The organism is Streptomyces sp. NBC_00247, from assembly GCF_036188265.1.
Taxonomy (GTDB): Bacteria; Actinomycetota; Actinomycetes; order Streptomycetales; family Streptomycetaceae; genus Streptomyces.
Genome location: NZ_CP108093.1, coordinates 1,113,947 through 1,140,335, shown reverse-complemented (window position 1 = coordinate 1,140,335; position 26,389 = coordinate 1,113,947). Strand labels below are relative to the sequence as shown.

18 protein-coding genes are annotated in these 26,389 nt (G+C 71.3%); 5 read left to right on the top strand and 13 right to left on the bottom strand.

The annotated features are described in order from the left end of the window. Positions 1 to 41: 41 nt before the first annotated feature. Positions 42 to 1,211, top strand: coding sequence for a glycosyltransferase (locus OHT52_RS04540; RefSeq protein ID WP_328718828.1), 1,170 nt, complete (start codon positions 42 to 44; stop codon positions 1,209 to 1,211). Between the two features lie 3 nt (positions 1,212 to 1,214). Here the strand turns inward: OHT52_RS04540 and OHT52_RS04535 are convergent, their stop codons facing one another. The 4 genes from OHT52_RS04535 to OHT52_RS04520 all read right to left on the bottom strand — a co-directional run bounded on the left by OHT52_RS04535 (position 1,215) and on the right by OHT52_RS04520 (position 6,303). After that, entirely contained in the window at positions 1,215 to 1,823 is a 609-nt protein-coding gene (locus OHT52_RS04535; protein ID WP_328718827.1) for an ATP-binding protein, read from the bottom strand. 99 nt (positions 1,824 to 1,922) lie between these two features. Continuing rightward, positions 1,923 to 2,939, bottom strand: coding sequence for an adenosine deaminase (gene add, locus OHT52_RS04530; protein ID WP_328718826.1), 1,017 nt, complete (start codon positions 2,937 to 2,939; stop codon positions 1,923 to 1,925). A gap of 23 nt (positions 2,940 to 2,962) precedes the next feature. Then, a complete protein-coding gene (locus tag OHT52_RS04525; RefSeq protein ID WP_328718825.1) occupies positions 2,963 to 4,735 on the bottom strand; it encodes an adenine deaminase C-terminal domain-containing protein in 1,773 nt (590 codons plus the stop codon). Between the two features lie 101 nt (positions 4,736 to 4,836). After that, positions 4,837 to 6,303 carry a purine-cytosine permease family protein gene (locus tag OHT52_RS04520; protein ID WP_328718824.1) on the bottom strand — a complete coding sequence of 489 codons (1,467 nt, stop codon included), beginning with the start codon at positions 6,301 to 6,303 and terminating at the stop codon, positions 4,837 to 4,839. A 320-nt stretch (positions 6,304 to 6,623) separates the two neighbouring features. Here OHT52_RS04520 and OHT52_RS04515 point away from each other — a divergent pair, with 320 nt between their 5' ends. Further along, positions 6,624 to 7,733, top strand: coding sequence for a LacI family DNA-binding transcriptional regulator (locus OHT52_RS04515; RefSeq protein WP_328718823.1), 1,110 nt, complete (start codon positions 6,624 to 6,626; stop codon positions 7,731 to 7,733). Between the two features lie 70 nt (positions 7,734 to 7,803). Here the strand turns inward: OHT52_RS04515 and OHT52_RS04510 are convergent, their stop codons facing one another. From OHT52_RS04510 to gmd, 5 genes are read right to left on the bottom strand one after another with little or no spacing between them, the layout of a single operon-like run. Then, entirely contained in the window at positions 7,804 to 8,631 is an 828-nt protein-coding gene (locus OHT52_RS04510; RefSeq protein WP_328718822.1) for a glycosyltransferase family 2 protein, read from the bottom strand. After that, positions 8,628 to 9,365, bottom strand: coding sequence for a hypothetical protein (locus tag OHT52_RS04505; protein WP_328718821.1), 738 nt, complete (start codon positions 9,363 to 9,365; stop codon positions 8,628 to 8,630). Before OHT52_RS04505 ends, OHT52_RS04510 begins: the two co-directional genes overlap by 4 nt. Beyond that, positions 9,365 to 11,617: a LamG domain-containing protein gene (locus OHT52_RS04500; RefSeq protein WP_328718820.1), complete on the bottom strand. Its 2,253-nt coding sequence runs from the start codon at positions 11,615 to 11,617 to the stop codon at positions 9,365 to 9,367. The genes OHT52_RS04505 and OHT52_RS04500 overlap by 1 nt, the downstream gene beginning before the upstream one ends. Further along, on the bottom strand, positions 11,614 to 14,415 hold the full coding sequence (locus OHT52_RS04495; protein ID WP_328718819.1) for a LamG-like jellyroll fold domain-containing protein: 2,802 nt from the start codon (positions 14,413 to 14,415) through the stop codon (positions 11,614 to 11,616). The genes OHT52_RS04500 and OHT52_RS04495 overlap by 4 nt, the downstream gene beginning before the upstream one ends. After that, a complete protein-coding gene (gene gmd / locus OHT52_RS04490) occupies positions 14,412 to 15,425 on the bottom strand; it encodes a GDP-mannose 4,6-dehydratase (protein ID WP_328718818.1) in 1,014 nt (337 codons plus the stop codon). The genes OHT52_RS04495 and gmd overlap by 4 nt, the downstream gene beginning before the upstream one ends. A gap of 116 nt (positions 15,426 to 15,541) precedes the next feature. Between gmd and OHT52_RS04485 the strand changes: the two genes are divergently transcribed. Beyond that, complete coding sequence (locus OHT52_RS04485; RefSeq protein ID WP_328718817.1) at positions 15,542 to 16,525, top strand: GDP-L-fucose synthase family protein; 984 nt, start codon at positions 15,542 to 15,544, stop codon at positions 16,523 to 16,525. 95 nt (positions 16,526 to 16,620) lie between these two features. Here OHT52_RS04485 and OHT52_RS04480 read toward each other — a convergent pair whose 3' ends face one another. Continuing rightward, positions 16,621 to 18,174, bottom strand: coding sequence for an exopolysaccharide biosynthesis polyprenyl glycosylphosphotransferase (locus tag OHT52_RS04480; RefSeq protein ID WP_328718816.1), 1,554 nt, complete (start codon positions 18,172 to 18,174; stop codon positions 16,621 to 16,623). Between the two features lie 816 nt (positions 18,175 to 18,990). Here OHT52_RS04480 and OHT52_RS04475 point away from each other — a divergent pair. Both OHT52_RS04475 and OHT52_RS04470 read left to right on the top strand, forming a co-directional pair. Beyond that, on the top strand, positions 18,991 to 20,082 hold the full coding sequence (locus OHT52_RS04475) for an endo-1,4-beta-xylanase (RefSeq protein WP_328718815.1): 1,092 nt from the start codon (positions 18,991 to 18,993) through the stop codon (positions 20,080 to 20,082). Positions 20,083 to 20,300: 218 nt separating this feature from the next. Beyond that, complete coding sequence (locus tag OHT52_RS04470; protein WP_328718814.1) at positions 20,301 to 21,722, top strand: endo-1,4-beta-xylanase; 1,422 nt, start codon at positions 20,301 to 20,303, stop codon at positions 21,720 to 21,722. Positions 21,723 to 22,208: 486 nt separating this feature from the next. Here the strand turns inward: OHT52_RS04470 and OHT52_RS04465 are convergent, their stop codons facing one another. From OHT52_RS04465 to OHT52_RS04455, 3 genes are read right to left on the bottom strand one after another with little or no spacing between them, the layout of a single operon-like run. After that, a complete protein-coding gene (locus tag OHT52_RS04465; protein ID WP_443046494.1) occupies positions 22,209 to 24,608 on the bottom strand; it encodes a beta-glucosidase in 2,400 nt (799 codons plus the stop codon). Beyond that, positions 24,605 to 25,426 carry a carbohydrate ABC transporter permease gene (locus OHT52_RS04460; protein WP_328718813.1) on the bottom strand — a complete coding sequence of 274 codons (822 nt, stop codon included), beginning with the start codon at positions 25,424 to 25,426 and terminating at the stop codon, positions 24,605 to 24,607. Before OHT52_RS04460 ends, OHT52_RS04465 begins: the two co-directional genes overlap by 4 nt. Further along, entirely contained in the window at positions 25,423 to 26,373 is a 951-nt protein-coding gene (locus OHT52_RS04455; protein ID WP_328718812.1) for a carbohydrate ABC transporter permease, read from the bottom strand. The genes OHT52_RS04460 and OHT52_RS04455 overlap by 4 nt, the downstream gene beginning before the upstream one ends. Positions 26,374 to 26,389 lie beyond the last annotated feature (16 nt).

The following is a 26,389-nucleotide window of genomic DNA, read 5'->3' as shown; positions in this document are numbered from 1 at the left end:
TGGCTACTCTGTGAACGTCGGCCGAGGTTGAGGGGAACCTGGTGAGAATCCTGCACGTCGTCACGCTGCACACCCCGGACCACGCCTTCGGCGGGCCCACCCGGGTGGCGCTCAACCTCTCCAAGGTCCAGCGGGCGGCCGGTGACGACGCGCGGATCATGGCGCTGGGCGACGGCTTCGTGTCCGGAGAACTACCCGCCGAGATCGAGGGAGTTCCCGCTCTCCTCCACCAAGCCCGGCACGTACTGCCGATGTTCGAGGTCAGCGGGATCACCTCACCGGCGCTGCTGCGCGCCGCCCGCCGCGCCATGCGCGGCGCCGACCTCGTTCACGTACATCTCATGCGGGACCTGGTGACCCTGCCCGTCGCGCTCCTCGCGCTCGCGACCCGTACCCCGCTGGTCGTGCAGACCCACGGCATGATCGACCCGACCGAGAAGCCGGTGGCGAAACTGACCGACCTGCTCGGCGTACGGAAGGTGCTGCGCGAGGCCGACGCCGTCCTGCACCTCACCGAGAAGGAGCGCCTCGACGTCAACGCGGTGGCCGCCCCGGTCGCCCTCACCCGCACGGTCCGACTGGTGAACGGGGTACGCCCCCAGGAGCGCAAACCGGCCCGCGAGCCCGGCCGGCCGCCCACCGTCCTCTTCCTCGCCCGCGTCCAGGAGCGCAAGCGGCCCGAGGACTTCGTCGCCGCGATGCCCGCCGTGCTCGCCCGGCACCCGGACGCCCGCTTCGTGCTGGCGGGCCCCGACACCGGGGCGCTGGCGGGCACCCTGGCGCTGGCGGAGAGGCTCGGCGTGACCGGCTCCCTCGACCACGTGGGCCCGCTCGGCCACGAGGAGGTCCTGGCGGCGGGGCGCGAGGCCGACGTGTACGTGCTCCCGTCGATCGAGGAGCCGCTCGGGGTCTCGGTCCTGGAGGCGATGTCGGTCGGCACCCCGGTCGTCATCACCCGCACCTGCGGCCTCGGCCCGGACGTGGCGAAGGCCGGGGCGGGCCGGGTGATCGACAGCCGGGTCGGCGAGGACGAGGCCAACGCCGCCAAGGTCGCCGGGGCCGTCCTGGAACTGCTGGAACCCGGGGCCGCCGCGGAGGCGGGCAAGGCCGCCTGGGACCTGGTCAACGCCGACTTCACCATCGACGTGGTCACCGCCACGCTGCGCCGGACCTACGAGGACGTGGTCGGGCGCGGGCGACGGCGGGGATGACCCTCAGCCGGTTCTCAGGTCGCATACCTCGACGGCGAGCCCGGGCCACGGCCGCTCGAACGCTCCGAGGGCGGGTACGGCGGTACGAACGTCCCGGCCGGGGCGGAAACGGACGGTCGTGCCGGTCGTGCCCTGCCGGGTGACCGGTGTCAGGTCCGTCACCGGGACCCCGTGCTCGTAGCGCTGCGTCCAGGATCCGTCCTCCCGCCGGTTGGTGTGGACGAGCCACTCGCTGAGTGCCGCCACGACCGACATCCCCCGTCGCGGGTGCCCGTCGGGGAGAGTCTGCACCCAGGGGCGGTCGAAGAAGCGGAGATCCTTCGTGGCCATGACCGGCTTCCTCACCGGGCGGCCCCGCGCGTCGAGGCGGGTGTCCGTCCCCCTTCCGTCGTCCGTGACGGAGACCGAGCCGTCAGGGTGGAGGGTCACCGTGCAGTGCCCGCCGCCCCGGTCCTCCGCCTCGTCCGCCGCGTAGGCGATCACCTCCAGGACCAGATGAGCCGGGCCGCCGGGTGCGAACACGGCCGGGGCACTGCGGACTTCCGCGAGGTGGGCGTGGTCCACGGTGCTCGCCCAGTCGTGGGTGGTGTTGCGCCAGGGGGTTGCTTCCATGGGGGGATTCTTCCCGCACGGCCGGCCCCGGTGCCACCGCCCGGCGAGACGGGTGTGGGGCCCGCGCAGCCGCGGGCCCCACCCTGTCCTTCGGGCCGATCAGCCCCGGTACGCGTCCAGTTCGGCGAGGAAGCGCTCCCGGACCGAAGGCGCCGCCCAGGACACCTCGATGGCGTTCCGCTGGAGCAGGACCAGCTCCTCGTCCGAGAGGGCGGCGGGGCCGCGCAGCGCCGCGAGGTTCTCACAGACGTATCCCGGGAAGTACGCCGGGTCGTCGGAGTTGACCGTGACCTTGACGCCCTGGTCCAGCAGCGCGCGGATCTCTGCGGCCTTCAGGCCGTCCGTGACATGGGCGTTGGAGATCGGGCACACGGTCAGTCCGAGGCCGCGCTCGACGATACGGGCCACCAGCGCCGGGTCCTCCAGGGCGTTGACGCCGTGGTCGATCCGGTCGACGCCGATCTCGTCGAGGACCTGACGGATGTGCTCCGTGGAGTTCTGCTGGTCGACGTCGCAGTGCATCGTCAGCCGGAAGCCCTCGGCGCGCGCCCGGGCGAAGACCTCGCGGAACTTCACCGGCGGGTTGCCTGCCTCGTCCGAGTCCAGGCCGACACCGATGATCCACTCCTTGTACGGCAGCGCCTGCACGAGCGTCGCCATGGCGAACTCGGCCTGGAAGTCGCGCAGGAAGCACATCACCAGACGGCCCTGGAAGCCCGTCGCCCGCTCGGCGTCGTCCAGCGCGCGGGTCAGGCCCCGGATGACGGTGTCGAAGGCGACACCGCGCGCGGTGTGGGCCTGCGGGTCGAAGAAGATCTCCGCGTAACGGACGTTCTGGGAGTGCGCCTTGGCCGCGTAGGCGGCGGCGAGGTCATAGAAGTCCGCCTCGGTACGGAGCACCGACATGCCCTCGTAGTAGACGGCGAGGAAGCCGGGCAGGTCGTCGAAGTCGTACGCCTCGCGCAGCGCCGCCTCGTCGGCGTACGGCAGCTCCACGCCGCCCCGGCGGGCGAGCGCGAACTTCAGTCCGGGCTCCAGGGTGCCCTCGATGTGCAGGTGCAGTTCGCACTTGGGCAGACCCGCGACGAAGGGGTCCACGGTGACGGTCTCGGTCATGGCGATCTCCTCGGTACGGCGGGTCACTTGGCGGCGGGAAGCAGCACGTCGACGACGTCCTGCGTGGTGTAGCTGACGACACCCAGGTCGGTGACGGCGTATTCGGGGATCGCGGTGATCTCAAGGAAGATCAAGTAACCGAACGCCGAAGGGAGTTCGCAGCCGAGCGTGCGGGACGCCGCCTCAAGGCGGTCCTCGGCGTCCGCCATCTCCTCCGGGGTGATGTCGGCGACGATTCCGGCCACCGGCAGCGGCAGGAACTCCTTGATCACACCGCCGTCCACGACGACCTGGCCGCCGCCGTGCTCGGAGAGGTGGTTCACCGCCAGCGCCATGTCGGCCCGGTCGGCGCCCACGCAGACGATGTTGTTGTCGTCGGGTGCGGCGGAGGAGGCGATGGCCCCCGACCGCAGGCCGAAGCCGTTGATCATGGCGGTGACGGTGGCGCCGTCCTTCTTGCCGTACCGCTCCGAGACCGTGACGTACAGCGCGTCCTGCGCGAGGTCGGCTCGGACCGTGCCGTCGACCACCGGCAGCGTCATCTCGACGCCCTTGCGCACGAACGGGACGGTGCGGTCCATCTCCACGACCAGCACCCGGGCCTCGTCGCCCTCGGCGGCGATGCCGACGCCCTCCGGCGCGAGCGGGGCCACCCGGAAGGCGGGGGAGAGCGCGGGGGTACGCGCCGGCGGCTGCGGGGCACGCAGGGTGCGGCCGTTCTCCGCGACCAGCTCACCGCGCGCGAACACGCGCTCCACCTGGAAGGACTCGGGGGAGTCGACGATCAGGACGTCCGCGAAGCGGCCCGGCGTGATCGAGCCGACGAGGTGGTCGATGCGGTACATCTCGGCGCAGTTCAGCGTGGCCATCTGGATCGCCTCGACCGGGCGGACACCGGCCTTGATCGCCATCCGGACCAGCTTGTCGAGGTGGCCCTCGCGGATGATGTCGGCGACGTGCATGTCGTCGGTGCAGAACCCGACGTGCCGGGACTGGGCGCCGAACTCGGTGACCGTGCGCACGTTCTCGTCCATGAAGTGCGCGACCGAGGACTCGCGGATGAGCAGCGACATGCCGGCCCGCAGCTTCTGGAGGGCCTCCTCGGCGGTGTAGCTCTCGTGGTCGAGGCGGACGCCCGCCGCCGACAGCGCGTTGATGGTGGTCTGTGCGGCCATCGGGGCGCAGCCGAAGATCGGCAGCCGGTTGCGGTGGGCGAGTTCGAGGGCGCGCAGCACCTTCTCGTCGCGGTTGAGGACGAACTCGGCGACCGTCTCCCACACCCCGAAGCACTCGGCCCAGCCCTGGGTCTCCTCGTGCTCCTCCGGTCCGAAGGTGAAGCCGACGGTGGTCTCGGGCAGGGTGTAGGGCGTCTTGAAGGGGGCGCCCCAGAAGATCTTCATCGGGCTCGCGTCGGCCTCCCGCAGCGCCTCGCGCACCCCTTCGAGACCGGCGACGACGAGGAACTGGTCGAGACCGGAGATCACCGAGGTGGTGCCGAAGCGGACCGCCGCGTCCGCGAACATCGTCACCGAGAGCTTGGAGCACTCCAGGTGGAGGTGGCCGTCGATGAGCCCCGGGGTGAGGTACTTGCCGGTGGCGTCGACGAACTCGGTGTCGGGCCCCTCGTAGGCGGTGACGTCCCCGGTAGCGGCGATCCGCTCGCCGGTGATCGCGACGTCCGCCGGGTAGATCTCGCCGGTGTGGACGTTGACGAGCTGCCCGCCCTTGATGATCCGGTCGGCCTTGACGACCCCTTCGGAGGCGTCGATGAGGCTGCGGAGGGTGGGGTGGTTCATGGGGTTCGCTCCAGGGCGGGTCGAGAGGTGGTGAAGAGGGGGGAGGGGAGGAGAGGGGAGGGGAGAGGCCGGGCACCGGGTGTGCGGCGCCCGGCCACCGGTCAGGCGTCGAGGACGAGTTCTGCCTCGGCGCGCACGGTACGGCGCGCGAGGAGCCAGTACACGACCCCCGCGACGAGGGCACCGGCGAAGACCGACAGGTCCAGGCCGCCGGCCGCGTCGGAGAGCGGGCCGACGAACACGGTGGAGTCGACCCAGAGCACCGCCGCCCCGAAGCCGAGGAGCACCGCGACCAGACCGGCCGGGCGTACCCCGCCCTTGTGCCAGTAGACGCCCTTGCCGCCGGTCTCCCGGGGGAAGAGCGAGGGCACGTGGTAACGGCCCCGGCGCAGCGCCCAGTCGGTGAGGTAGACGGCGGCCCACGGGCCGAGCCAGAGCACGATCAGGCTGAGGAAGTTCGACAGCAGGGTGTAGAAGTCCGCGGAGAAGACCGCCCACAGGGTGATCGCGGTGCACAGGGTCAGGTCGACGAAGACGATCATCCAGCGCTTCACCGGGAGGCCGACGGCCAGCAGGTTCAGGCCGGAGGAGTACATGTCGGTGGTGTTCACCGCGAGCAGCGACACGATCGCGAGCAGCAGGTACGGGGTGACGAACCAGCCGGGCAGGACCTCCGGTAGCCCTGAGATCGGGTCGGAGGCGTTGGTGGTCGCGGTGGCGACGGCGGCGCCGAGGATCTGCAGCGCGATGTTGGGCACCATGCCGCCGAGCGCGGCGCAGCCGAACACCTTGCGGGGCGCGGCGTCGGCCGGGAGGTAGCGCGAGTAGTCGCTGCCCATGTCGGCCCAGGACAGACCGCCCGAGGCGGTGACCATGGCCAGGACCAGGGAGATCGTCACCACCGAGGGGCCGGCGCCATGCGCGCCGAAGTCCGCCTTCGGGAAGACGAGGAACGCCATGACGACGAACATCGCGGCGAAGATCCAGGCGAAGTACTTCTGCACCTTCATGATCAGGTGGTAGCCGGAGAGCGGCAGGAGCATCTGGAGCCCCGCCGCGATCGCGATGGTCACCAGCTTCAGCGGGGTGCTGGTGGAGACGCCCGCCTGCTCGAAGAGGGCGAGGCCGGCGAGCACGATCAGGACCATGCCGCCCGCCTCGAAGCCGACCAGCATCACCCAGCTCAGCAGCGCCGGGAGGCGCCCGCCGTTCGGACCGAAGGAAGCCCGGGACACGGAGTGCGTGGAGGTACCGGTGCGCGGGCCCTGGAGGCTGGTGAGGCCCGTGACGGTGAAGCCGAGGACGTTGCCGACCACGATCAGCGCGACGGCGTACCAGAACGAGAGGCCGAAGGAGACGACCAGCGCCCCGTAGACGACGGTGAAGACGGTGGTGTTGGTACCGGCCCACAGACCGAACAGGCGGCCGGGACCGCCTTGGCGCTCGGAGGCGGGGACGGCGTCGATACCACGCTGCTCGACCGTGAAGACGGACGTCGGGGACGTCCGGTCGGCCTGGCCGGCGGGGTCGGTGGATCCGGGCGGGGCGGTGGTGGTGGCCTCGGCCATGGTCGGCTGACGTCCTTTGCGGACTCGCGTCCCGGCCTGGAGGGACGGGACGAGGGATGTACGGGGAGCCCGGCGCGAGCCGGGTGACCGCACGGCGGTGTGCGGGAGGGGGACGGAAAGGTGGAGCTTGAGGGGTGGAGCGAGGGGTGGAGCGGCACGGCAGGGGCCGTGCGGCGCGGCTCGGGCGGGGGGAGCCCGGCGCGCCGCACGTATGCCAAAACGTTTTGGCAACAGCCCGCAGGGAAGTGCGCAAACGTTTTGGCAATGGTGCGGACCGTACTGCCTAAACGTTTTGGCAGTCAACCGGTAAGCTCGCCGCCATGTCAGACGTCACAGAGCCGGACCCGCGCGGCACCCCACGCACGCCCCGCGTCTCCGGCGTCGCGGCGACCGGCGGACCCAGGTCCCGCGCCGCCGGCGCCGCGAAAAGCGGTGGACTGCGCGAGGTGGCCCGCCGTGCGGGTGTCTCGGTCACCACCGCCTCGCACGCCCTCAACGGCGTGGGCAGGGTCGGCGCCGAGACCCGGGAACGCGTGCTGGCGGTCGCCGCCGAGATCGGCTACCGCGCCAACCCCAACGCCCGGGGGCTGCGCGGCGCCCGCACCGGACTGCTCGGCCTGACGCACCGCTCCGCCGTGGAGGGCGGGGTCACCGACATCGAGTACTTCGTCAAGATCGTCAATGCCGCCACCTGGACGGCGATGGCCCACGACTACTCCCTCGTGCTCGTGCCGCCCTCGCTCGACGGCCGCCCCTTCGAGTCGCTGCCGCTGGACGGGACGATCGTCATCGACCCGCTCACCGACGACCCGCTGCTCACCCGGCTCTCCGGCATGGGCGTCCCCGTCGTCACCACCGGCCGCGACCTCGCCCGCAAGGACGCCTTCCCCTGGGTCGACAACGAACTGTCCACCTGCGCCCTCGCCGCCTTCGACCACCTCGCCGCCACCGGCGCCCGTCGGATCGGACTGCTGACCGGCTCGACCGGCCAGTCCTACGACGAGGACGCGGACCGCGCCTACCGCGACTGGTGCGCCCGCACCGGGAACCCGGTGCTGATCGACCGGGCGGAACCCGGCACCGACTCCACCGACGCCGCGCGCAGGCTGCTCGACCGGCCGGACCGCCCCGACGCGCTCTACGTCGTGATGGAGAAGTTCGGATTCGCCACCCTCGCGGTCTGCCGCGAACTGGGCCTCGGGGTGCCCGAGGACGTCCAGATCGTCGTCGGTGCCGACGGCGAGTTCGCCCGCAGCGCCCGCCCCGCGCTCACCGCACTGGACTTGGCGCCCGAGGAGATCGGCAAGCAGGCCGCGCAGCTCCTGATAGAGCTCGTCCAGGGCGGGGGTGCGGTGGCCGGAGACCTGCCTCTGCACCGGCTGGTCCCGGCCACACTGCTGCGGCGCGCCTCCACCCGGGAGCCGGTCTGAGGGGTGCGGAAACGGGGCCGGGGGCCACGCGTACTCCGCGCGACCCCCGGGCCGTTCCGTCTCAGAAAGTTCAACCCTGCGGCTTCTCCCGCGACTTGAGCGCGATCTGCCACCGGTAGAAGCTCATCGCCAGGGCGAAGTCGAGCCCCGCCCGGCCGTCCAGGAACCCACGCCGGTAGACGTACATGTACGCGAACGACACCAGCGGCTTGAACGGCGCCTTGTGGAACAGCTGCCCCTGGCGGGACTTGACCCGGCGCACCTGTTCCTTGACCTCGGGGTGGTGCTCCAGCCACGCCTCCCAGTCGGAGTACCGGTTGTGGCGCTCGAACCACGCGGTCACCGGGTCGAGGTCCTGGTGCTCGATCGGGTTCCGCAGTGCCTGGGCGGAGTCGGCGACGGGCTGGTAGTGGCCCTCCACCTCGCCGATGCCGGGCGCGGCGAGGTCACCGACCTCCGGGTAGGCGCAGCGGGTGCGGTCGGTCAGGGAGCGCTTGCGGATGGTGTAGCCGTGCCGCAGCCGCTTGCCGGAGAACCAGTACCCGAGCGGGATGTCGTACGCGGCGGGCTTCGGCGCGGCGGGATCGGCGAAGATCGCGCGGAGTTCGGCGAGCAGCCCGGGGCTGAGCCGTTCGTCGCCGTCCAGCACCAGGATCCAGTCGATGTCGGTGCGGACGTTCTCCAGGCACCACTGCTTCTTCCGGGGATGGCCGCCGTCCCAGGTGTACGCGACGACCTCGGCGCCGCACTCGGCGGCGATCTTCGCCGTGTCGTCGGTGCTGTGCGAGTCCACCACGACGACCGCCTCGAAGTGGCCGAGCACGGAGTTGACCGCCTCGGCGATGTTGAGGCCTTCGTTCTTGGTGGGGATCGCCACGGCGATGGGCAGCTTGCTCAACTCTTGTCTCCTTCGGGCAGCCAGGCGTAGCAGCCTGTGGAGGTGAAGGCGCGGGTGGCCGCGGGGAGGGTGATGCGGACCGGCCGGCCGCTCGCGGAGGAACCCTGGTCGAGCACCTTGCCGCCGGCCCCCTCCGTCCGCCAGGTGCAGGCGGTGGTGGGGGAGACGGAACGGTAGGTGCCGGGCCGCAGTCCCTTGCCGGTGTGGTCGCCGTCCGCGTAGCCGAGCGCCGCCTCGTCCACCAGGTCCTGGTGTCCGGCGCAGAGGTGGGCCACGGCCGGTGCGGCGTCGGGTACTTCGCCGGTGACGATGGAGCCGACCGCGATCCGGCGGTCGGCCTTGACCAGGAAGTCGAGCTTGTCGCAGGTCTCCTGGCCCGTCTGGAGGACGGCGGCCGGGTCCATGCCCCTGGGTACCCGGTCGGTGAGGTACTCCTTCTCCTTCTTGGTGAACGTGCCGGTGGCAGGCGTGAGTTCGGCGCTGGGCACCTTGGGCCCGGTGGCGCCCGGTGCCGCGTCCGCCCCGGAAGCCCCCGGAGCCCCCGGAGCCTCGGAAGTCCCGGACTGCGCGCCGTCGGTCGGTGCTGCGGCCGGAGGCCCCGCGACGGAGGGCCCGGGGGCCGCGGAACGCGGTGCGTCCGCGGCCCCGGGGGCGCTCCCGTCGTGGGACGAGCCGCACGCGGCCAGCGCCGCCGTCAGGACGACGGCGGCGCCGGCCAGGAGCGGGTTCCGCATCAGCCCGTCCTGAGGGCGTAGTGCGCGGCGATCTGCGTACCGCTCAGCGCGCTCGGGTAGACGGCGGTTTCGTCGAGCTGACCGGCGAAGTAGGTGCTGGTCGGGACGTTCGGCCAGCCACTGAGAGTGTCCCCGCCGACCCGCCAGTACCCCTGGAAGTTCTGGTTGGTCTTGTAGAGGGAGTTGGACACCCGCAGCACGCCGTCCACGTAGAGCGCGATGCCTCCGCTGCCCTGGGTGGCGACGACGTGGTGCCAGGCGCCGTTGTTGTAGGCGGCCGGGGTGGTGATGGTGCGCGTGGAGCCGTCGTGGACGCCGAACACCAGTTTCCCGTCGTTGGTCATGTAGACGTGCTTGTCGTAGTTGGTGCTGTTCTGCATCGTCAGGTTGCCGAAGCCGATGAGCTTGCCGCCCTTCGTCGTGGTCGTCTTGAACCAGGTCTCGACGGAGAAGGCGCCCGGCTTGGCGTGCCGGCGGTTGCTGTACGCGTACTCGTCGGTGCCGTTGAACCCGATCGCCGTGGACGCGCCCGCGACCGCGGCCGGGACCTGCCGGTAGGACGGGGCGTTGCGCAGGAACCCGTTGTCCAGCCCGGTCCCGGTGTCCGCCGCGAAGGTCGACGTGCCCTCGTCGTAACGCCAGTAGAGCGACGCGCCGTCGGCCAGCACCTTCGCCGGGTACGCCTCCGCGGCCGAAGCCACGGTGGCGGACAGGGCGGGGGACTTGGCGCTGGTGTTGGTGCCGTCGCTCGCGGTGATCCGGTACGAGTGCGTCTCGCCGGCGGCAACGGCCGTGTCGGTCCAGCGCAGTTGCGGCCGGTCCCAGAAGAGCGAGGTTCCCGTCGTGGTGTACACCGGGGTGGTGGCGCCGTCCTTGTAGATCCGGTAGGTCAGCACCCCGTCGTCGGTGTCCGAGCTGGTCTGCCAGTTGACGTCGATCTGTCCCGGCGCGACGGTCGAGAGCTGGACGTTGGGCACCCACGGGGCCCCCGTGTCGGGCCCGTCCGCGAACCGGGTCAGACCCTGCTGGGCCGCCGCGTTGACGGTGGTGAACTCGCCGCCGACCCACAGGTAGTGGTGTCCGCCGCTGTCGGTCTGCGCCATCACCCGGGGGCCCACCGGCTCACCGATGCCGTCGTTGGTGTCCGGGAACCACGGCAGCAGTTGCGGGTCGTCCACCGACTGGGCCAGCAGGTGCTTGCGCGGCTGGTCGGGGAACTCGCCCATGCTGGAGCAGTCGTGGGCGTGGCTGCCGCTGTAGAGGACCCCCGAGTGGACCAGCACCGCCTGGGTGGCGCCCAGGCAGGTGTCCCGCCAGCGCTGCTGGAAGTCGTCCAGGTCCACCGCGATGCGGCCGTCGAACACCCCGCCGCCGGTTCCCTCGTTGGCGGTGTAGAAGCCGGTGGCGTCGGAGGTGATGTCCTGTGTGGTGGAGGTGTTCGGGACGAAGCCGGGGTAGGCGGTGGTCACGGCCCCCGTCGTCGCGTCCACCACGGCCAGCGCGTGTGTGGTGGTGCCGTTGACGGTGAAGAAGTCGCCGCCGAGCACGACGTGCTGCCCGTCCGGGGTCACCTCGACCGCCCGGGCGACCTCGTCGGCGTTGGCGGTGAACGGCAGCAGGTCGGCGCCGGTGGTGACGGCGGCGAACTTGTTGCGGGTCTGCCCGCCCACGCTGTTGAAGTCGCCTCCCAGATAGACGGTGTCGGCGGTGACGGCGATGGCCCGGACGGTCGCCGAGACCGCGATCTTGAAGTCGTCGCGCGGGGTGCAGGTCGCCGTGTCGACGGCCGCGACGTTGCTGACTCCCACACCGTTCACCGACCCGAACTGACCGCCCGCGTAGAGCGTGGCCCCGTCCGGGGAGAGGGCGAGGGCGCGCACCGTCGCGGTGCCCGAGGAGAGCGTGAACGACAGGGAACAGCCGGTCGGTGCGCCGGTCGCCGCGTCGAACGCGGCGAAGTTCACCGCGGGGGTCTCCGAGGTGCCGGCGGCGGCGTCCGGCGGACGCACGGTGGAGAAGGTGCCTCCGGCGTAGACCACGCCGGCGTTCGCGGCCATCGACCAGACGATGCCGTTGGTCTGCCAGGTGGAGAGGTCGTCGGCGGTGACCGACACCGGCGGCGTCAGCGAAGCCGCTGGGGAAGTCCCGGCCGCGGTCGCGGTCAGGGCTCCGGCCAGCAGGCAGAGAGCGGCGGAAGCGGCGCGTCTGCGACCGCGTCCGGCGGATCTCCGCCCCGTACGTCCGTTCATCATTCAGCTCCGAAGGTGAGAACGAGCTGCGGCCGGTAGGCCGCGGTGGAGACCTCGCTCGACCAGATACGGAGGCTGTCCGTACCGGCGTTGGTCAAGGCGAGTGAGGTGGTGGAGCCGAGGGCCCCGCCCAATGCCGACGCGTCGAGCGCCACCGTGTAGTCGGTGGACACCGCCGTCGCGCCGGTGATGGTCCCCAGCACGGACGCACCGAGCGCCGGCCGGGTGTTGTAGGTGACCGTCGATTCGGTCCAGGCGCCGGTGACCGGAACCACCCGGTGGCTCTCGGCGGAACCCGCCGTCGAGTCCGAGGAGGTGCGGAAGTCGATCCGGGCGCCCTTGAGCACCTGCCCGGCGGGGGCCGACGGCAGGCTGTAGCGGAGGTAGCCCACGTACGGGGTGGTGCCGCGCGAGGCGAGCTGGTTGTCGTCGTAGTTCGTGTTCGGGGCGACGCTGTTGACGTACGCGTCCTCCACCGGGGTGAGCGTGAGCGTGGTGTCCGCACCGCCGTCGCCGCCGCCCGGTGCGGGCGGCGCGTCCGCGAGGTCGTAGTGCCCGGCGACCTGCGCCGCGGTGAGGGCCGTCGGGTAGACGGCGGTCTCGTCCACCTGTCCGGCGAGGTAGGTGCTGGTCGGACGGTTCGGCCAGGCGTTGTTCATCGCGTCGCCGCCGACCCGCCAGTACCCGTCGTACGAGCGGTTCCCGGTCGCCGCGTTGGTACCGGCCACCGTGCCGTCCACGTACAGCACCATGCCCGCCGGGCCCTGCGTGGCGACCATGTGGTGCCAGGCGCCGTCGTTGAAGCTGCCGGCGGTGGTGATCGTGGGCCGGACGTTGCTGCTGCCGGTCTGGACCCCGAAGGCGAGCCGGCCGTCGCCCGTCAGATAGACGATCTTGTCGGAGACGGTGCTGGTGTGCCCCGTGTCGACGCCGATGTTGTTGCCGAAGCCGATGATCCGGCCGCCGGTCGTGGAGGTCGTACGGAACCACGTCTCGACCGAGTAGGGCGACGGCGAGGTGGAGTGGTGCAGCCGGTCGCTGTACACGTACTCGTCCGTGCCGTTCAGGCCCAGCGCGGTCGAACCCGCCACCGCCCCGGCCGCCCGGTACGTCGGCGCGTTGACGTACACGCCCCCGTCGAGCCCGTCCGAGGCGTCCGCGGCGAAGGCCCCGCCCGGCTCGTCGTAGCGCCAGTACAACCCGGCACCGTCCGCCAGGACGCGTTCCTGGTACGGGGAGGCGGAGGAGTTGGCGGTGACCGCGGCGGACTGCGCGCTGGTGTTGGTGCCGTCACTCGCGCTGACCCGGTAGGTGTACGCCCGCCCCGCCACCACGTCCGTATCGGTGAAGACCAGCTGAGGACGGCTGAAGAACAGCGAGGAACCGGTGGTGGTGTACACCGGGGCCGACGCGCCGTCGCGGTACACCCGGTACGTCAGCGAGGAGTCGTCCAGGTCCAGCGAGGAACGCCAGGCGACCCTCACCTGCCCGGCCCTGGGCGCGGACGCGCTCACCACCGGCACGGCGGGCGCACCCGTGTCCGGGGTGTCGGCGAACCGGGTCAGCCCCTGCTGGGACGAACCGTTGACGGTGGTGAACTCGCCACCGACCCAGAGGAAGTCGCGCCCGTCCCGGCCGGCGACGGTCAGCGCGCGCGGCCCGACCGGCTCACCGATGCCGTCGTTGGTGTCCGGCAGCCACCCCAGCAGGGCCGGGTCGTCCACCGACTGGGCGGACAGGTGCTTACGGACCTGGTTCGGGAACTCGCCCATGGTGGAGCAGTCGTGCACATGGCTGCCCGCGTAGAGCACGCCCCGGTAGACCCGCAGCGCCTGCGTGGCGCCCTGGCAGGTGTCGCGCCAGCGCTGCCCGAACCCGTCCAGCTCCATGGCGAGGCGCCCGTCGAAGGAGTTGCCCCCCATGCCCTCGCCCGCGACGTACCAGCCACCGGACGCCTGGTCCGTGACGATGTCCTTGATGACCGCGCTCGCCGGGACGAAACCGCCCGGATAGGTGTGGGTGAGCGTGCCTGACGTCACGTCCGTCACCGCGAGCGCGTGCGTCGCCGTACCCCCCACCGTGGTGAAGTCGCCGCCGATCAGAACCGATTCACCGTCCGGGGTGACCTTCAGCGCTCGCCCCGGATCGTCCGCGTCCGGATTCCACGCCGTCAGCGCGCCCGCCGGGGTCACCGCCCCGAAGAAGCGCCGGGCGCTCCCGTTGACCGTCTGGAAGTCGCCGCCCGCGTACACCGTGCCGTCCGGTGCCACGTCCAGCGCGCGCACGGTCGCGCCGAAGTTGGGGGCGAACCCCGAACGCACCGAGCAGGTGGCGGTGTTGATGGCGACCAGGCCGTTGGCGGCCGTGCCGCTGACCGCGTTGAAGTAACCACCCGCGTAGAGCGTCGACTTGTCCGGGGACAGTGCGAACGCCCGTACCGTGGCGGTTCCGCTGCTCCGGGTGAAGGAGAGCGAGCAGCCGGCCGGAGCCCCGGTCGCGGCGTTGAACGCCGCGAAGTTCACCGCCGCCGCCGAACCGCTGCCGCCCGCCGCCACCCCGGCGGGCCGCATCTGCGAGAAGGTGCCGCCCGCGTAGACGACCCCGTTCGCCTCCGCCAGCGCCCAGACGATGCCGTTGGTCTGGTAGGTGGACAGGTTGTCGGCGGTGAACCCGACCGGCGCGGTCAGCGAAGCGGCCGGGGGAGCGCCCGCCGCCGAGGCGGACAGCACCCCCGCCGCCAGGGCCAGGACCGTCGCGCACACGCCGCCCCGGCTCCGGCCGGGGCGGCGTGGCGCGCTCATCGGTCCACCCGTACGGCCGCGCCACTGAGCTGCGCCTCAAGCAGCCGGACGTCCGCGTCGACCATGATGCGCGCCAGCTCCATCGACCGCACCTCCGGCTTCCAGCCGAGCAGCTCCTCCGCCTTGGAGGCGTCACCGATCAAGGCGTCCACCTCGCTGGGGCGTTCGTACTTGGGGTCGTACCGCACGTGCTCGCGCCAGTCCAGACCGGCATGGGCGAAGGAGTGCTCCAGGAACTGCCGGACGCTGACCCCCTCGCCGGTCGCCACCACGTAGTCGTCGGGGGTGTCGCGCTGGAGCATCCGCCACATCGCGTCCACGTACTCGGGGGCGTAACCCCAGTCGCGCACCGCGTCCAGATTCCCCAGGTGCAGCCGGTCCTGGAGCCCCGCCTTGATGCGGGCCACGCCCCGGGTGATCTTCCGGGTCACGAAGGTCTCGCCCCGGCGCGGGGACTCGTGGTTGAAGAGGATGCCGTTCACCGCGAACATGCCATAGGCCTCACGGTAGTTGACCGTGGCCCAGTACGCGTACACCTTGGCCACGCTGTACGGGCTGCGCGGATGGAAAGGCGTCGACTCGTTCTGCGGGGGCGGGGTGGAGCCGAACATCTCGGAGGACGAAGCCTGGTAGACGCGGGTGTCGATGCCACTGGCGCGGATCGCCTCCAGCAGCCTGATCGCGCCGAGTCCGGTGACGTCACCGGTGTAGAGCGGTGCGTCGAAGGAGACGCGGACGTGCGACTGGGCGCCGAGGTTGTAGACCTCGTCGGGCTGGATCGCGCGCAGCAGGTTCACCAGGGCCACACCGTCCGCGAGATCCGCGTGGTGCAGCACGAAGGAACGCTCCGCTTCCTCGGGCCCCTGGTAAATGTGGTCGATGCGCTCGGTGTTGAAGCTCGACGAACGGCGTATGAGCCCGTGGACCGTGTACCCCTTGTCGAGCAGCAGCTCGGACAGGTACGAGCCGTCCTGCCCCGTCACGCCGGTGATGAGTGCGGTCTTTGCCATGACTCCCCCCTTCTGTGGTCGCCTGAACGGCGTTGTATTACCCCGGAATTGCATGACATGAGCGGTTCGCGGTGAAAGGGCAACGGTGTCGCGCTTCCGCTGGCAGAATCCGAGCCATGACGACTGATCTCCCCGGCCCTTCCCAGGAACCCGATCGCTCTCTACTGCCCCCCGGCGCACGCGTCTTCGTGGCGGGCCACCGCGGACTGGTCGGTTCGGCGGTGGTCCGCCGCCTGACCGCGGACGGCTACGAGGTGCTCACCCGCGGCCGCGACCTCCTCGACCTGCGCGACGGTGCGCGGACCGAGGCGTATCTGCGGGACGTCCGGCCGGACGCCGTCGTCCTGGCCGCCGCCAAGGTGGGCGGGATCATGGCGAACAGCACCTGGCCGGTGCAGTTCCTGGAGGACAACCTCCGCATCCAGCTGAGCGTGATCGCCGGCGCCCACGCGGCCGGCACGACGAGGCTGCTGTTCCTCGGATCCTCCTGCATCTACCCCAAGCACGCACCCCAGCCGATCAGCGAGAGCGCGCTCCTCACCGGCCCGCTGGAGCCGACCAACGAGGCGTACGCACTGGCCAAGATCGCCGGAATCACACAGGTCCAGTCGTACCGCAGGCAGTACGGCGCCTCGTACGTCAGCGCCATGCCGACCAATCTCTACGGCCCCGGGGACAACTTCGACCTGGCCACCTCGCACGTCCTGCCCGCCTTCATCCGCCGCTTCCACGAGGCGAAGCGCGACGGAGCGCCCTCCGTCACCCTGTGGGGCTCCGGCACCCCCCGCCGGGAGTTCCTGCACGTCGACGACCTGGCCGCGGCCTGCGCCCTGCTGCTGACCTCGTACGACGGCGACGAGCCGGTCAACGTCGGCTGCGGCGACGACCTGACCATCCGCGAACTCGCCGAGACGGTGGGAGAGGTGATCGGGTATCAGGGCAGGATCGACTGGGACGCCTCGAAGCCGGACGGCACCCCGCGCAAGCTGCTGGACGTGGAGCGCCTGACGGCTCTCGGCTTCGCGCCCAAGATCTCGCTCCGGGACGGGATCGCCGGGACCTACGCCTGGTGGCGCGACCGGGAGCCGGCCCGGGGATGAGCCGGGCTGCCCGGGTCGCCCGGACGGCCCGGGTGACCCGGGGCCCCGCCGGTTGCGGGGCACCCGGAGTGCTCGCATCGTCTCCACCGGGCCCCTCAGTAGGCGCCACGGCCGTCGGTGACGGCGCGCACCGTACGGGCCAGCAGGTTCATGTCGGTGGAGACCGACCAGTTGTCGACGTACCAGAGGTCCAGCGAGACCGACTCCTCCCAGGAGAGGTCGGACCGGCCGCTGACCTGCCAGAGGCCGGTCAGCCCCGGTTTCACCGCGAGCCGTCTCCGCTCGCGGTCGTCGTACTTCGCCGCCTCCTCGGGAAGCGGAGGGCGAGGACCTACCAGGGACATGTCACCTCGCAACACATTGAGAAGTTGCGGGAGTTCGTCGATCGACGTGCGCCGCAGAGCTCTGCCGATCCCGGTCACCCGGGGATCGTGGCGCATCTTGAACAGCGGCCCGGCCCCCTCGTCGGCAGTGGTCAGCTCGGCCTTCCGGGACTCGGCGTCCACCACCATCGTCCGGAACTTCCACAGGGTGAACGGCCGGTCGTGCCGTCCGTGCCGGATCTGCCGGTGGAAGACGGGGCCCCGTGAGGAGAGCCGTACACCCAGCGCCACCGCCAGCAGCAGGGGCGCCAGCAGCGCCAGCCCCGCCAGCGCGCCGGACCGGTCCAGCGCCGACTTCACCGCCACCTGCGGGCCCCGCCGCAGCGGCGGGGCGACGTGCAGCAGAGTCATCCCCGCGACCGAGGCCGGCCGCACCCGGGCGGTGGTGATCCCGGTCAGCGCGGAGAGCACGCAGAGCGCGACGCCCCCGTCCTGCAGCCCCCAGCCGAGCCGGCGCAGCCGGTCTCCGCAGAGCAGCGGCCCGGGCGCGACGAGGACCAGATCCACGTCGTACGCGTACGCCCCTGCGAGTACCGTGGAGACGTCGTCGTCGGTGCCGTCGGCCCCGAGGCGCCCGGTCACGGGCACCGGGTGATCCGGCTCCGCCGCCCCCACGGGGACGGCCGCGACGACGGCGTAACCCTCCCGCTGCGCACGGGGACCGAGGGCGCCTGCCACGGTGTCCACGCCGGACGCCTCGCCGACGACCAGGACCCGCAGGGCCGGACGGCGGTGCGTGGCGCGGGCGCGCCGCCGGACCGCCGTGGCCACTGCGGCCGTCACCGCGCCGCCGGGCGCGGCGGCCACCAGGGCGACCGTCGGGTCGACGGCTGCGCCGGCGACGGCCCAGGCCACGGCGAGCAGGCCGACGAAGACCAGCCAGTCCCCGAGGCCTCCCACCGCTCCGGCGGTGCTCCGCGGCGGTCCGGCCGTCCAGCGCCCGCGCACGGCCCGTACCCCGGCCCACACGAGGGCCGCGACGACCGCGGTGGGCAGCGCCACCGGCTGCCCCCGCGAGGACAGGACCGCCCAGGCGGGAACGGCCATGCCCACGGTCTCGGTCAGGACCGCGAAGGGCGTTCCCCAGCGGGCCGCCCGGCGGCCGGGCGGCAGCTGATCGGGCAGGTCGCGCTGTGCTGTAGGGGCCCTCCAGAGCTGCTCCAGGGCCGTCGTGCGGTTCCGTGGCGCCGTGGAACGGGGGCGTGGCAGACGCCGTAGTCCCACGGGCCCGGATATGTCGGAGTCGGGTGTTTCGACATGCCCCATGAACCCCCCAGTCACAGTTGCATCCCCGAACGCGGCGCATCCGTCGGTCCCGGGGACCGGCGGATGCGCCATCGCTCGGTGCACGATATCCACACACGTGCCATTTCGCTGGGGTTCACGTGAAGTTCAGACACATCGGAGGCTTCCGCCGCGATCCCGACCCAATCGTCAACTCTGTTGCTTCGGAGTCCTGTTGTGGCAGGTGTGCAGGGAGGGGTGGCAGGCCGTCGGACCGACCGTGCGCAACATGGACGAATCGAACTCCCTTGGTGCGCCGCGCACTTGCGCGTGCGGGTGCGACAAGTCCCGCTGGAGTCGCGAAAGTTAGACACATCACAAAGAGGTTTGATTCGGCGATCCGTGACGGGCGGCGGTGTGGCGCGGCTCGGCCCGTCGGTCGGTGCGGCTCGGCGGTGCGCTCCGGCGGTGCGTGGGCCTCCGGGTGCGGGGCTCCGGTGCGCGTCGCCGACGGGTGCGAGGAGTGTCCGGATTCCGGGGCGCGGGGTCGTCGAATCCCGCACGTTCGACGGGGATATCTCGAACGAAAATGTTTCGTTTGTGACGCGCCATTGTTTCGGCGGCAATTCATGCCGCAGGATCTGTCTCAGCGCCGACGAACGGCTCGGGACATCACTCGTAGGAGTGTTATGTGCCTGAATCGTCAGGTAAGTCCAGGCCCTCGCTCCCTCGCTGACCAAGCGAAGGGGCGGAGCACCACCTGTCTTTTGCCGAGAGAGTTTCGGAAGGGCGGCGGGCGAAGCCAGAGCTCTGGTCGGTGCGACGCACCCTGGTCCCACCCTTATGAGGAGTTGCACCATGCTGTCCAGACGACTCGCCTTCGCCGTCGCCACGGGCGCCGTGGCCGCGCTGGCCCTCGGTACGGCCGCCCAGGCGGCTCCCGCCCGTCACGCCGGGCACGAGGCGACGCTGCGTACCCTTGCCGAGCGTCCGGACCTGCTCATCGGGACGGCCGTCGACACGAGCGCGCTGGCCTCCGACGCGCCCTACCGGGCCGACGTGGCGTCCGAGTTCAGCTCGGTGACCGCTGAGAACGTCATGAAGTGGGAGGTCGTGGAGCCCGCCCGCGGCACCTACGACTGGTCGCAGGCGGACCGGTTGGTCACGTTCGCCAAGAAGAGCCGCCAGGAGGTGCGCGGCCACACGCTGGTCTGGCACAACCAGCTGCCGGCCTGGCTCACTTCGGGCGTCGCGGACGGCTCGATCGACGCGAACGCGCTCCGCGCCATCCTGCGCAAGCACATCACCGACGAGGTCCGCCACTTCAAGGGCGAGATCTACCAGTGGGACGTCGTCAACGAAGTCTTCGACGAGGACGGCAGCTACCGGGATTCGCTGTGGCTGCAGAAGCTCGGTCCGTCCTACATCGCGGACGCCTTCAAGTGGGCCCACGCGGCCGACCCCAAGGCGAAGCTCTTCCTGAACGACTACAACGTCGAGGGCGTGAACGCCAAGTCCACCGCCTACTACGACCTGGCCAAGAAGCTCCGCGCGCAGGGCGTACCGGTACAGGGTCTGGGTATCCAGGGCCACTTGGACATCCAGTACGGCTTCCCGGGTGACGTCGGCGACAACCTCGCCCGCTTCGACGCCCTCGGCCTGCAGACCGCGTTCACCGAGATCGACGTGCGGATGACGCTGCCGGCGGACGACACCAAGCGGGCCCGCCAGGCCCAGGACTACCGCAGGCTGCTCGACGCCTGCGTCGCCGTCAAGGGCTGCAAGTCCTTCACGGTCTGGGGCTTCAGTGACAAGTACTCCTGGGTGCCGGACACCTTCTCCGGCCAGGGTGCCGCGAACATCATGGACGAGAACTACGTGCGCAAGCCCGCGTACACGGCGCTCGCCGACGGCCTCCGCGCCGCCGCGCACCGCACCGGCCGACACTGACCTCGGACGGTACTGACCCGGACGGCCGGGCAGCGCCCCTGGCCGGGACGACCGCACGTCGTCCCGGCCACGGGCGGGGCGCGGGTGCGGCACCCCGTGACCCGGCCGACTCCCTGCTTGGCATGCGCATGGCAAGCAAGACCGCGCGTGCCCCTGATCGTGGCCGTCCCCACGGCGGCCAGTTCCTCCCTGTCCGACCACGGAAGAGAGAAGCAGTCATGACCATCAACGTGTCCGACGCGGGCGGGCGACACCGCTCCCCGTTCCGCGTCCTCGCCCGCAGGGCCCTCGCCCTGGGCGGAGCGGGCCTCGTCTCCGTCACCGGAGTCGTCGCGCTCTCCGGCAGCGCGCAGGCCGCCGGGAGCACCCTCGGCGCCGCGGCCGCCGGCTCGGGCCGCTACTTCGGTACGGCCGTCGCCGCCAACCACCTCGGCGAATCGGGGTACGCGACCACGCTCGACACCGAGTTCAACGCGGTGACGCCGGAGAACGAGATGAAGTGGGACGCCGTCGAGGGCACCCGCAACACCTTCAACTTCTCCAACGCCGACCAGATCGTCAGCCACGCCCAGGGCAAGAACATGAAGGTCCGGGGCCACACACTGGTCTGGCACTCCCAGCTGCCGAGCTGGGTGAGCGGTCTCGCCGCCACCGACCTGCGCACCGCGATGAACAACCACATCACCCAGGTGATGACCCACTACAAGGGCAAGATCTACGCCTGGGACGTGGTCAACGAGGCGTTCCAGGACGGCAGCAGCGGCGCGCGGCGCTCCTCGCCCTTCCAGGACAAGCTGGGCAACGGCTTCATCGAGGAGGCGTTCACGACCGCCCGCAGCGTCGACCCGGCCGCGAAGCTCTGCTACAACGACTACAACACCGACGGAGTGAACGCGAAGTCCACCGCCGTGTACAACATGGTGAAGGACTTCAAGGCGCGGGGCGTCCCGATCGACTGCGTGGGCTTCCAGAGCCACTTCAACAGCAACTCGCCCGTCCCGTCCGACTACCAGGCCAACCTCCAGCGCTTCGCCGACCTCGGCGTCGACGTCCAGATCACCGAACTGGACATCGAGGGCTCCGGCAGCGCCCAGGCCACCAACTACGGCAACGTCGTCAAGGCCTGCCTCGCCGTGACCCGCTGCACCGGCTTGACCGTCTGGGGCATCCCGGACAAGTACTCGTGGCGGGCCAGCGGCACCCCGCTGCTCTTCGACGACAACTACGGCAAGAAGGCCGCCTACACCGCGGTCCTGACGGCCCTCGGTGGGAGCTCCTCCGGCGGCGGCACCGACCCCGGCACGGGCGGCGGCACCGATCCCGGCACCGGTACGAAGACCTGCACCGCCACCTACACGGCGACGCAGACCTGGCAGGGCGGTTTCAACGGCCAGGTGACCATCAAGGCGGGCTCCGCCGCGATCACCGGCTGGAGCGTCAAGGTCACCCTCGGCGCCGGCCAGACGACCACCGGGGTCTGGAACGGCACGACCGCCTGGGACAGCACCGGCAAGGTCATGACGATCACGCCGAGCTACAACGGCAGCCTGGCGGCCGGAGCTTCGACCAGCTTCGGCTTCACCGTGCAGGCGAACGGCAACACCGCCGCCCCCACCGTGAGCGTCTGCACCGCCTCCTGAGTACCGCCGCACGTACGTCCCCGTACCGGCCGTGAGGCCCGCGCACGGATGCCCGGCCGCCCTTTCCAGAGGGGGCGGCCGGGCATCTTCGTGCGGGCGGTGCCTGCCGTCCGGCGTTGGGCGGCGGCCGGCGGGAAGCGCGGTGGCCGGCGGCCCGGTCCGGCCCGGTCCGGCCCGGCCCGGTCCGGCCCGGTCCGGCCCGTGCCGGTCGCGGGCCCACGCGGGCGGTGATCCGGCGGACCAGCGGGACCACCAGGATCGCCGGCACCGTCGCGACCACGTCGGCCACGGGGGCGTACGGGGAGATCCCGCCCTTCGTCGGCGCCGTTCCGTTCACCCGTGAGCCGATCGCCGGGCGGACGGTGCTGCGGGCGGCCCTGGACATCGGCGGGACACGCCGGGCCCCGGACACGCCGGAGCCCGGCCACCCGTCGTACGGGCGGCCGGGCTCCGGCGCAGAGGTGTTCAGGTGCCGTTCCGCGGTGTTCAGTGCTCCTTGAGCGTCTCCACCTGGAACTCGGCGTGCAGCCGGCGGGTGTGGTCCACGGTCCGCGCCGGGCCGGTGAGCCGCACCTCGGCGGTGAGGCGCGGGTCCGTGCTGGAGGCGCTGAGCCGTAGCTCCAGCGCGCCCGGCTCCACCACGCGCACGCCGTCGCGGCCCGTGAAGGAGGCGAGGTCGGCGGGGACGCCGACGCGCACCCTGGCGGCCTCGCCCGCGGCCAGCTCGACCCGTACGTAACCGGCCAGCCGCTGCACCGGCTGGACGACGGAGGCGACCGGGTCGTGCAGGTAGAGCTGGACGACCTCGACGCCGTCGCGGTCACCCGTGTTCCGTACCGTGCACTCCAGTTCGGCCAGACCGTCGGTGGCGATCTCGGCCGACGCGACGGCGAGGCCGGACCACTCGAACCTCGTGTACGCGAGCCCGTGGCCGAAACCGAACGCGGGCGACGGGTCGATGTTGGACACCTCGTTCGCGTGACCCAGGCGGGCCGCGAGATAGGTGGACGGCTGCGCGTCCGGCTTCCTCGGCACGCTGACGGGAAGCCGCCCGGACGGAGCGACCCGACCGCTCAGCACCGAGGCGAGCGCGTGGGTGCCCTCCTCGCCCGGGAAGAAGGTCTGCACGACGGCCGCGGCCTCGTCCGCCGCGCGGCCGAGCGCGTACGGCCGGCCCGCCAGCAGGGTGACGACGACCGGAGTGCCGGTGTCCAGGAGCGCGTCCAGCAACTGCTGCTGCACGCCCGGCAGGGTGAGCGAACCGGCGTCGCAGCCCTCACCGCTGGTGCCCCGGCCGAAGAGCCCCGCCCGGTCGCCCAGCGCGGTGATGACGATGTCCGCGTCGCGGGCGACCGCCAACGCCTCGCGGAATCCTTCCGTACCGCCGTCGTCGATGCCGCAGCCGGCCGCGGTGACGATCTCGCTGCCGGGGAACTCCGCCACCAGCGCCTCGCGCAGGGTGGGCAGTTCGACACCGGCGGGCAGGTGCGGGTGCTGGCTGCCGACGTGGACGGGGAAGGAGTAGCAGCCGAGCACGGCGGTGGGCCGGTCGGCGTTCGGCCCGATCAGCGCGATGCGTGCGGGGGCCTTCTCGCCCTGGAGCGGCAGGGCGCCGTCGTTGCGGAGCAGTACGACGGCCCGCTCGGCCATCCGGCGGGCCAGGGCGCGGTTGGCGTCGCTGTCCAGGTCCACCGTGCCGCGCAGCGTCTGAGGGGTGAGCTCGGCCCCGGCGAGCGCGTCGGGCACCGGGTTCCAGTCGGCGTCCAGCAGGCCGAGTTGCGCCTTCTGCACGAGGACCCGGCGGGCAGCGCGGTCGATGTCGGTCTGCGAGATCAGGCCCTCGGCGAGGGCGGCGCGGAGCGGCTCACCGAACGTCTTGACGGTCGGCAGCTCCACGTCGACGCCGGCGAGGAGCGCGGCGACGGCCGCTTCCCCGAAGGTCTCGACCACACCGTGCAGGGTCTTGAGGAAGGCGATGCCGAAGTAGTCGGCGACCACGGTGCCGTCGAAGCCCCAGACGTCCCGGAGCAGTCCGGTCAGCAGCTCCTTGTCCGCGGCGGACGGGACGCCGTCGGTGTCGGTGTACGCGTGCATCACCGAGCGGACACCGCTCTCGCGCACGGCCATCTCGAACGGCGGCAGGATGACGTCGGCGCGCTCGCGCGAGCCCATGCCGACCGGCGCCAGGTTGCGGCCCGCGCGGGAGGCGGAGTAGCCGGCGAAGTGCTTGAGGGTGGCGACGATGCCGGCCTGCTCCAAGCCCTTGATGTAGGCCGTGGCGATCGTGCCGACGAGGTACGGGTCCTCGCCGATGGTCTCCTCCACGCGGCCCCAGCGGGCGTCGCGCACCACGTCGAGCACCGGGGCGAGGCCCTGGTGGATGCCGACCGAGCGCATGTCGCGGCCGATCGCCGCCGCCATGTCGCCGATGAGCGCCGGGTCGAAGGTCGCGCCCCAGGAGAGCGGCACGGGGTAGGCGGTCGCTCCGTAGGCGGCGAAACCCGCGAGGCACTCCTCGTGGGCCATGGCCGGAATGCCGAAGCGGTTGGCGGTGGTGATCGCGCTCTGGGTGCGCAGCAGCGAGAGCGCGCCGAGCGCGGGGTCGACCGGGACCGTGCCGAACGGCCGGGTGAGCTGCCCCAGTCCCTCGGGCAGCAGATCGGCCAGCGGTGGCGGCTCCTCCATGTCGTGCTGGTGCGGGGCGACTTCGGCCCCTTCGTCGGAGGCGCCCACCCACACCCCGAAGAGCTGGGCGATCTTCTCCTCCAGCGTCATCTCCTGGAGCAGGGCGTCGGCGCGCTCGGCCGGAGTACGGGACGCGTCCCGCCACGGCGGGAGCGTCACCTCCCCGGCCGGTTCGGTCTGTACGGACACGTGGTCGGTCACTTTCCTCCGACTCCCATCAGCCCCTGTACCAGGGCTCGGCGGGCGAACAGATATACGAGCAGGATGGGGAGCATGGACAGCACGACAGCCGCGAGCATCCCCGGCATGTCGACCCCGTGCTCGGTCTGGAAGTCGTAGAGGCCCATGGTGATGACCTTGGACCCGGCCGACTGCGTCAGCACGAGCGGGAAGAGGAAGCCGTTCCACGCCTGGAGGGCGGAGAAGACGACGATGGTGGAGATCCCGCTCTTGGAGAGCGGCAGCACCAGCTGGAAGAAGACCCGGCGGTGGGTGGCGCCGTCCATCGTCATGGCCTCGTACAGCTCCGGGGTGATGTCGCGCATCACGCCGGTGAGGATGAGGGCGCACACCGGCATCGCGAAGGCCGCCGTCGGCAGGATGATGCCGAGGAGGTTGTCGTAGAGCCCCGCCTCGCTCATCGCGAAGAACATGGGCACGATCACGGCCTGCGAGGGAATGGCGAGCCCCAGCAGGAAGAGCCGGAACACCATGCCGGTCACGCGGCTGCGGCTGCGGACGATCGCGTACGACAGCGGCGCCACGAGCAGGACCACGATGGCGACCACGGAGAGGGTCACGATCACGGTGTTCAGGAAGTACTGCCCGAACCCGCTGTTGAAGTCGTTGATGTAGTTGTCGAGAGTGAAGTGCTCGGGCAGGGCGAACGGCCCGTTCGACCCGTAATCGGCGCGGTTCTGGAAGGTCGCGACCAGCATCACGTAGAGCGGGAGGCCGACCACGAGAAGCCAGACGGTGGAGCCGAAGCCGGCGAGGAGATTGGGACGGCGCCTGCTCACATGCCCTCCATGGTGCTGTTCATCTTGTCGTAGCCCGTGAGGCGCACCATCACCAGCGAAATGACCGTGGCGACCAGGATCAACATCACGCCGATGGCCGATGCCGTCCCGTAGTCGAAGGTCTTGAAGGCCTTCTGGTACATGTAGTAGGCGCTGATCGTGGTGTCCGTGCCCGGCCCGCCCTGGGTGAGGATGAGGACGGTGTCGAACGTCGTCAGACCGCCGACCACCATCAGGATCATCGAGGTGACGACACTGTTGCGCAGCTGCGGCAGCGTGATGTGGAAGAACTGCCGGTACCGGCCCGCCCCGTCGATCTCCGCGGCCTGGTAGAGCACCCGGGGCACCGAACGCGCCGCGCCCTGGTAGATCAGGGTGTGCAGCGGGGTGAACTGCCAGGTGCTGACGAAGATGAGGACCCCGATCGCGCTGGCCTGTTGGCCGAACAGGTTCCCGTCGCCGAACAGCCACTCGGCCTGCGCGGGGACACCGAAGTTGGGGTCGAGCACCGCGCGCCACAGCACCGAGACGGCCGTGGCGGAGAGCAGCAGCGGGACGAAGTAGATCGCGGACAGCACGGCCCGGTTGCGCTGGTGGCCGGCCGCCCACACCCCCAACAGGATGGAGAGCGGCGTCTGCACGGCGACGCCCAGGAAGGTGAGCAGCACGCTGAGCCAGAGGCTCTTGATCAGGATCGGGTCGTCGAACAGCTTCTTCCAGTTGTCGAGACCGGTGAACTCGGGGTCGGAGAGTCCGTTCCAGCTCGCGAAGGAGAGGGCGACGACCAGGAAGAGCGGGACGATGGCGAAGAGGCCGAAGAAGACGGCAGCCGGAGCCGCCCAGGCAAAGCCGGGGCGGCCGGCGCCTTCACGGGAGCGGCCGGGTCCGCGGCCGCTCCCCTGGACCCCTTTGCTGGCCGCGGAGACCGCGGTGGCAGTTGTGGTCATGAGAGGTGTTCCAAGT